This is a genomic window from uncultured Aureimonas sp. (assembly GCF_913775355.1).
Classification (GTDB): domain Bacteria; phylum Pseudomonadota; class Alphaproteobacteria; order Rhizobiales; family Rhizobiaceae; genus Aureimonas.
On record NZ_CAJYIU010000330.1, the window covers coordinates 22,370 to 28,689 of the forward strand.

The 6,320-nt window shown below is 68.6% G+C and carries 7 protein-coding genes; 6 read left to right on the top strand and 1 reads right to left on the bottom strand.

Annotation, left to right across the window (positions count from 1 at the left end; all coding sequences use genetic code 11):
* Positions 1 to 25: 25 nt before the first annotated feature.
* The 6 genes from QZ753_RS20500 (at position 26) to QZ753_RS20525 (ending at position 5,862) form a co-directional block, all read left to right on the top strand.
* A complete protein-coding gene (locus QZ753_RS20500; RefSeq protein WP_294646450.1) occupies positions 26 to 952 on the top strand; it encodes a histone deacetylase family protein in 927 nt (308 codons plus the stop codon).
* A 24-nt stretch (positions 953 to 976) separates the two neighbouring features.
* Entirely contained in the window at positions 977 to 1,246 is a 270-nt protein-coding gene (locus tag QZ753_RS20505) for an exodeoxyribonuclease VII small subunit (RefSeq protein WP_294646452.1), read from the top strand.
* 93 nt (positions 1,247 to 1,339) lie between these two features.
* Positions 1,340 to 3,262: a 1-deoxy-D-xylulose-5-phosphate synthase gene (dxs, locus tag QZ753_RS20510; RefSeq protein WP_294646453.1), complete on the top strand. Its 1,923-nt coding sequence runs from the start codon at positions 1,340 to 1,342 to the stop codon at positions 3,260 to 3,262.
* Between the two features lie 11 nt (positions 3,263 to 3,273).
* A complete protein-coding gene (locus QZ753_RS20515; protein ID WP_294646454.1) occupies positions 3,274 to 4,020 on the top strand; it encodes a TlyA family RNA methyltransferase in 747 nt (248 codons plus the stop codon).
* Positions 4,017 to 5,243 (top strand): class I SAM-dependent RNA methyltransferase, encoded by a 1,227-nt coding sequence (locus tag QZ753_RS20520; RefSeq protein WP_294646455.1) that lies wholly within the window; start codon positions 4,017 to 4,019, stop codon positions 5,241 to 5,243. The genes QZ753_RS20515 and QZ753_RS20520 overlap by 4 nt, the downstream gene beginning before the upstream one ends.
* 7 nt (positions 5,244 to 5,250) lie before the next feature.
* Entirely contained in the window at positions 5,251 to 5,862 is a 612-nt protein-coding gene (locus QZ753_RS20525; protein WP_294646457.1) for a DedA family protein, read from the top strand.
* On the opposite strand, the gene QZ753_RS20530 is transcribed toward QZ753_RS20525, so the two are convergent.
* On the bottom strand, positions 5,859 to 6,320 hold a 462-nt coding region (locus QZ753_RS20530), incomplete at its 5' end, for an enoyl-CoA hydratase-related protein (RefSeq protein ID WP_294646458.1). The genes QZ753_RS20525 and QZ753_RS20530 overlap by 4 nt on opposite strands.

Here is a 6,320-nt window from a genome sequence, read left to right on the forward strand (position 1 = left end):
TTCTTCAAACCGGAGACGTTTGCCCGTGATGACGCGTCTCTACCACCACCCGATCTTCGCCGAGCACCTGACCGGCCCCGGCCATCCCGAACGGCCCGAGCGCATGGCGGCGGTCGCCGCCGCGCTGGAGGCTGAGGCCTTCCAGAACCTTGACCGCGTGCTCGCTCCCGAGGGATCGGTCGAAGCGGTCTATCGCTGCCATTCCGTCGATCACGTCCGCAAGATCGCGCGCGCGACGCCGGCCGAAGGAATGACGCGCATCGACGGCGACACCGTCGTCAGCCCGAAGAGCTTTTCCGCCGCGCTGCATGCGGTCGGGGCCGCCTGCGCCGCGGTGGATGACGTGGTTTCGGGCGAGGCGCGCAACGTGTTCGTCGCAGCCCGCCCACCCGGCCACCATGCCGAGCGCGAGACGGCGATGGGTTTCTGCCTGTTCAATCAGGCCGCGATCGCCGCCCGCCATGCGCAAGCCGTCCACGGACTGGAAAAGGTCGCGATCATCGACTGGGACGTGCACCACGGCAACGGGACGCAGGACATCTTCTGGTCCGACCCGTCGGTGATGTATGTCTCGACGCATCAGGCGCCGCTCTATCCCGGCACCGGCGCGGAAGCCGAGACGGGCGCCGGCAACATCGTCAACGTCCCCCTGAGCGAGGGTGACGGCACCGACGAGTTCCGGGCCGCCTTCGCCGAGCGCGTCCTCCCGGCGCTGATCCGGTTCCGGCCCGACCTCGTCATCATTTCCGCCGGTTTCGACGCGCATCATCGCGATCCGCTCGCCGGTCTCAATCTCATCGAGGCCGACTTCGACTGGGCGACCGGCAAGCTTCTCGACATCGCCTCCCGCTTTTCTGGCAACCGTCTCGTGAGCGTGCTGGAGGGCGGCTACGATCTCGTCGGCCTGGAACGATCGGTCGCAGCCCATGTGCAGCGGCTGATGGTCGGCTGACGGCGAGCATCACAAAGGTTCATCATGTCCGACACCATCGCCCCTCTGCCCGCCGACGACAGCGACATCAGGCGCATGAGCTTCGAGGAAGCCTTGTCGGCTCTTGAGCGCATCGTCTCGGATCTCGAGCGCGGCGATGTGGCGCTGGAGCATTCGATCCGCATCTACGAACGAGGCGAGAAGCTGAAGTCGCATTGCGACCGGCTGCTTTCCGCGGCCGAGGACAAGGTCGAGAAGATCAAGCTTTCGCGCGGCGGCAAGGCCGTCGACGTCGAGCCGCTCGATCCGGCCTGACCGCCGGGGCAGCCGGTGGACAACCCGTCCTGAAACGGTTCTAACAGGCTCGACCTACGGGGCGCGCGTCTGCGTCGGCCTTCGCATCAGGAGATGTCCTTGTCCCAGAGTCCGTCCACGCCGCTTCTCGATCGCATCGCCTCGCCGGCCGACCTCCGCGCCCTGCCCGAGACGTCGCTGCGACAGGTGGCCGACGAACTGCGCACGGATCTGATCGACGCGGTGTCGCGCACCGGCGGGCACCTCGGAGCCGGTCTCGGCGTCGTGGAGCTGACGGTCGCGATCCATGCCGTCTTCGATACGCCCGCCGACCGGCTGATCTGGGACGTCGGGCACCAGGCCTATCCGCACAAGATCCTGACCGGCCGCCGCGAGGCGATGCGCACCGTCCGCCAGGAGGGCGGCGTCTCCGGTTTCGCCAAGCGCACGGAAAGCGAATACGACCCGTTCGGCGCCGGCCACTCCTCGACCTCGATCTCCGCCGGTCTCGGCATGGCGGTCGCCGCCGAGATGGACGGTCGCCGCAACAACGTCATCGCGGTGATCGGGGATGGCGCGATGACGGCGGGCATGGCCTACGAGGCGATGAACAACGCCGGTTCGCTCGACGCCCGGCTGATCGTGATCCTCAACGACAACGACATGTCGATCGCGCCGCCGACAGGGGCGCTGAGCGCCTATCTGGCGCGTCTGGTCTCCGGCAAGACGTACCGCACGCTGCGCAACCGCGCGAAGACGGTGACGAGCCATCTGCCGGAGTTCGTGCGCGAGGGTGCGCGCAAGACCGAGGAATACACGCGCGGCTTCCTGACCGGCGGCACGATGTTCGAGGAGCTCGGCTTCTACTACGTCGGACCGATCGACGGGCACGACCTCGACCATCTCCTGCCCGTTCTGAAAAACGTGCGCGACAACGGCGACGGTCCGGTGCTGATTCACGTCGTCACGCGCAAGGGCAAGGGTTATGCGCCGGCCGAGGCCAGCGCCGACAAGTATCACGGCGTGTCGAAGTTCGACGTGGTGACGGGCACACAGGCGAAGCCGAAGTCGAACGCGCCGAGCTACACGAAGGTCTTCTCCGAGACCCTGATTCAGGAAGCGCGCGAGGACGAGAAGATCATCGCGATCAACGCGGCGATGCCGGACGGCACCGGCCTCGACCTTTTCGGACAGGCCTTCCCGAAGCGAACGTTCGACGTCGGTATCGCCGAGCAGCATGCGGTGACCTTCGCGGCGGGTCTCGCGACCGAGGGCTACAAGCCCTTCGTTGCGATCTACTCGACCTTCCTGCAGCGGGCCTACGACCAGATCGTGCATGACGTCGCGATTCAGCACCTTCCCGTGCGGTTCGCGATCGACCGTGCCGGTTTCGTCGGTGCCGACGGGCCGACCCATGCCGGCTCCTTCGATACCGGGTTCCTGTGCCCGCTTCCCGGCATGGTGGTGATGGCGGCGGCCGACGAAGCGGAGTTGCGCCACATGGTCCGCACCGCCGTGGAGCATGAGGACGGCCCGATCTCGTTCCGCTATCCGCGCGGCAACGGCACGGGCGTCGAGATGCCCGAGCGCGGGCGCGCGCTGGAGATCGGCCGCGGCCGGATCGTCCGCGAGGGCTCGAAGGTCGCCATCCTGTCCTTCGGCTCGCGTCTCGCCGAAGCGGTTGCCGCGGCCGAGGAACTGGAAGGCTTCGGCCTGTCGACGACGGTTGCCGATGCGCGGTTCGCCAAGCCGCTGGATACCGACCTGATCCGGCGCCTCGCCGCACACCACGAGGTGCTGATCCTCATCGAGGAAGGCGCTTCCGGCGGCTTCGCCGCGCAGGTTCTGGAGCATATGGCGCGCCACGGCCTGATGGATCGCGGCGTCAAGGTCCGGCCGATGACGATGCCCGACCGCTTCGTCGACCATGCCGCGCCCGAGGCCATGATCAAGGTTTCCGGCCTCGACCGCGCCGCGATCGTCGAGACCGTGTTCCGCGCGCTCGGCGACACAGCGCAGCGCGTCATGCGCGCCTGAGACGGGTCGGAATGAACGCACAGCGCATCCGCCTGGACCAGCTCGTCGCCGAGCGTCGCCTTCTCGATTCGCGCGCGCGGGCGCGCGATGCGATCCTGCGCGGTCGTGTCCGCGTCGAGGGCGTCGTGGTTTCGAAGCCGGGCCAGACAGTCGACGAAAATGCGCAGGTTGAACTCGACGACCCGGCCGCGGCCTACGTGTCGCGGGCGGCGCTGAAGCTCCTCGCTGGCCTCGACGCCTTCGACATTCGCGCGGACGGGCTCGACGCCCTCGATGTTGGCGCCTCGACCGGCGGGTTCACGCAGGTTCTCCTGGAGCGCGGCGCCGCGCATGTGATCGCCGTCGACGTCGGCCACGGGCAGTTGCACACGACGCTGCGCGAGGATGCGCGCGTCACCTGCCTCGAAGGGCTGAACGCACGCGATCTCTCGGGCGAGCATCTCGGCGGACGCCGGGTCGGTCTCGTCGTATCGGACGTGAGCTTCATCTCCTTGCGGCTGGCGCTCCCGCCGACCCTCGCTCTGGCTGAAAGCGGCGCGAAGGCCGTTCTTCTCGTCAAGCCGCAGTTCGAGGCCGGGCGCGAGGCGATCGGCAAGGGCGGCCTGCTGCGGGATCCGGCCACGGCGCCCACCGTCGCAGCCGAACTGGCGGACTGGCTGGACGAGCAGCCCGGCTGGCGGTCGCTCGGGATCGAGCCGTCGCCGATCACGGGCGGCGACGGTAATACGGAATTTCTGTTGGGTGGAGTGAAGGCGTGAGCGAGCAGGTTGCGATCGATGCGCTGGGAACGCGCGGCGACGGCATCGCGCGCCAGCCGACGACGGTCTTCGTCCCGTTCGCCCTGCCGGGCGAGCGCGTGACGATCGAGCGCCAGGGGGGCCGCGGCCAGCTCCTGTCGGTCGATGCGCCCTCGCCCGACCGGCGTGAGGCGCCCTGCCCCCATTTCGGCCGCTGCGGAGGCTGCGACCTGCAGCATCTCAGCGACGATCTCTACGCGACGTTCAAGCGCGACCTCGTGGTCGACGCCCTGTCGCGCGAAGGCTTGTCGCCGGATGTCGCGTCGCTCGTGTCCTGCGACCCCGCCTCGCGCCGTCGCGCCGTCTTCACGGCCGTGCGGGCGGGACCGAGAGTTCTCTTCGGCTTTCACGAAGCGCTGAGCCACCGGATCGCGCCGATCGAAACCTGCCTCGTCGTCGTGCCGGAGATCGTCGCGCGGCTGAAGCGCTTCGAACGGCTGGCGACGCTCCTGATCGACCGCCAGCGCGAGCTGCGGATGACGGTCACGCGCACCACGACCGGGCTCGACGTTGCCATCGAGCAGACCGCCAAGCTCACCGCCGACCTCCGGCAGGCGACGATCGCCTGGGGCGCGGAGGATGGCGCGGTCGCACGCCTCTCCGTCGATGGCGAGACGCTGATCGAGAACCGCGTCCCGGTGATCGACGTGGCCGGCATAGCCGTCCCCTTCCCGCCCGGCGCCTTTCTGCAGGCGGTCGGTCGGGCCGAGGAGCACATGGCCGAGATCGCGCTGGCGCATCTGGCGCCGTCGAAATCGGTCGCCGATCTCTTCTGCGGCTTCGGCGCCTTCTCGCTGCGACTGGCCCGGCGCCACGCGGTGCACGCGGCCGAGTTCGACGCGCCGGCGCTCGCCGCTCTGGAAAAGGCCAAGCGCGGCGCGAGCGGACTGAAGCCGATCGCCATCGAGCGGCGCGATCTCTATCGCCGTCCCCTAACGGTGAAGGAGCTGTCGAAGTTCGACGGTGTCCTGTTCGATCCGCCGCGCGCCGGCGCTGAGGCTCAGTCGCGCGAACTGGCGGCCTCCGCCGTCAAGCGGATCGCCGCGGTGTCCTGCAATCCGGTGACGCTCGCGCGCGATGCCGCGATACTAGTGGGCGGCGGCTACAGGCTCCTGTCGGTCACGCCAATCGACCAGTTCCTCTGGTCCCACCATGTCGAGGCGGTCGCTCTCTTCGAGCGTTGAGGGCGCGATGCTCGATTGGATTACCGGCTTTCTTTTGGGATACGGCTACGGCATCCTGTTCCTGTCGATCTTTCTGGAATCGACCGGACTGCCGTTTCCCGGCGAGAGCATCCTGATCGCGGCCGGCATCATGGCCGGGCACGGCCAGCTGAACGTCTGGGGCGTGTTCGCCTCCGCCTGGCTCGGCGGTACGCTCGGCGACAATCTCGGCTACTGGCTCGGCCACCGTTACGGCAGCCAACTCGTCGCGCGGCACGGCCATCGCATCGGGCTGACGCAGGAGAAGTATCGCTATGTCGAGGAGCGGTTCCGCACGGTCGGCCCGCCGATCGTTCTGATCGCCCGCTTCATCCTGATCCTGCGCCAGGTCTGCGGCTTCGCGGCCGGGACGCTTCACTTCCCGTGGTGGTCGTTCCTCTTCTACAACGCGCTCGGCGCCGCGCTCTGGTCGGGCGCCTACGGCTTCGGAGCGTATATCCTCGGCGACCGCATCGACACCTATCTCCACGGCAGCCCCTGGGCCTATGCGGCGATCGCGGCCGTGTTCCTGATCCTCAGCGGCGGGACCGTGCTCCAGTTCCGCCGCAAGCTGAAGGCCCAGCGCGAGAAGTCGTCCTAGCCGCGCGTGAGGAAGGCGGCGAAGGCCGCCTGCGCTTCCGGCGAGCGGAGGCGCTCCTGGAAATGGTCCGCCTCCAGCACGATGCGTTCACGCACGGCGTCCGGCGTCGCCCGTAGGAGATCGCGGCCGATCCGCACCGCCTCGCGCGGTTTCGTCGCCAAGCGGCGCGCCGCCGCTTCGCCGTCGGCTTCCGCGTCGGCCACCACCGAGAGCACGAGACCGGCCTCGCGCGCTTTTTCCGCGTCCCACGTCTCGCCCATCACGAGGAGAGCGAAGGCGCGCTGGTGCCCCATCGCCAGCGGCCCGAGGAGGCTCGAGGCCGCTTCCGGGACGATGCCGAGATCGGAGAAGGGCGTGCGGAAGAGCGAGCGCGGCGTGGCGTAGACGAGGTCGCAGTGGAGGAGCAGCGTCGTCCCGATCCCGATCGCCAGCCCGTCGACCGCCGCGATCATCGGCTT

Coding starts and splice junctions, on each gene's coding strand:
- QZ753_RS20515 (WP_294646454.1), top strand. CDS start 3,274: ATGAACGCACAGCGCATCCGCCTGGACCAGCTCGTCGCCGAGCGTCGC.
- QZ753_RS20525 (WP_294646457.1), top strand. CDS start 5,251: ATGCTCGATTGGATTACCGGCTTTCTTTTGGGATACGGCTACGGCATC.
- QZ753_RS20505 (WP_294646452.1), top strand. CDS start 977: ATGTCCGACACCATCGCCCCTCTGCCCGCCGACGACAGCGACATCAGG.
- dxs (WP_294646453.1), top strand. CDS start 1,340: ATGTCCTTGTCCCAGAGTCCGTCCACGCCGCTTCTCGATCGCATCGCC.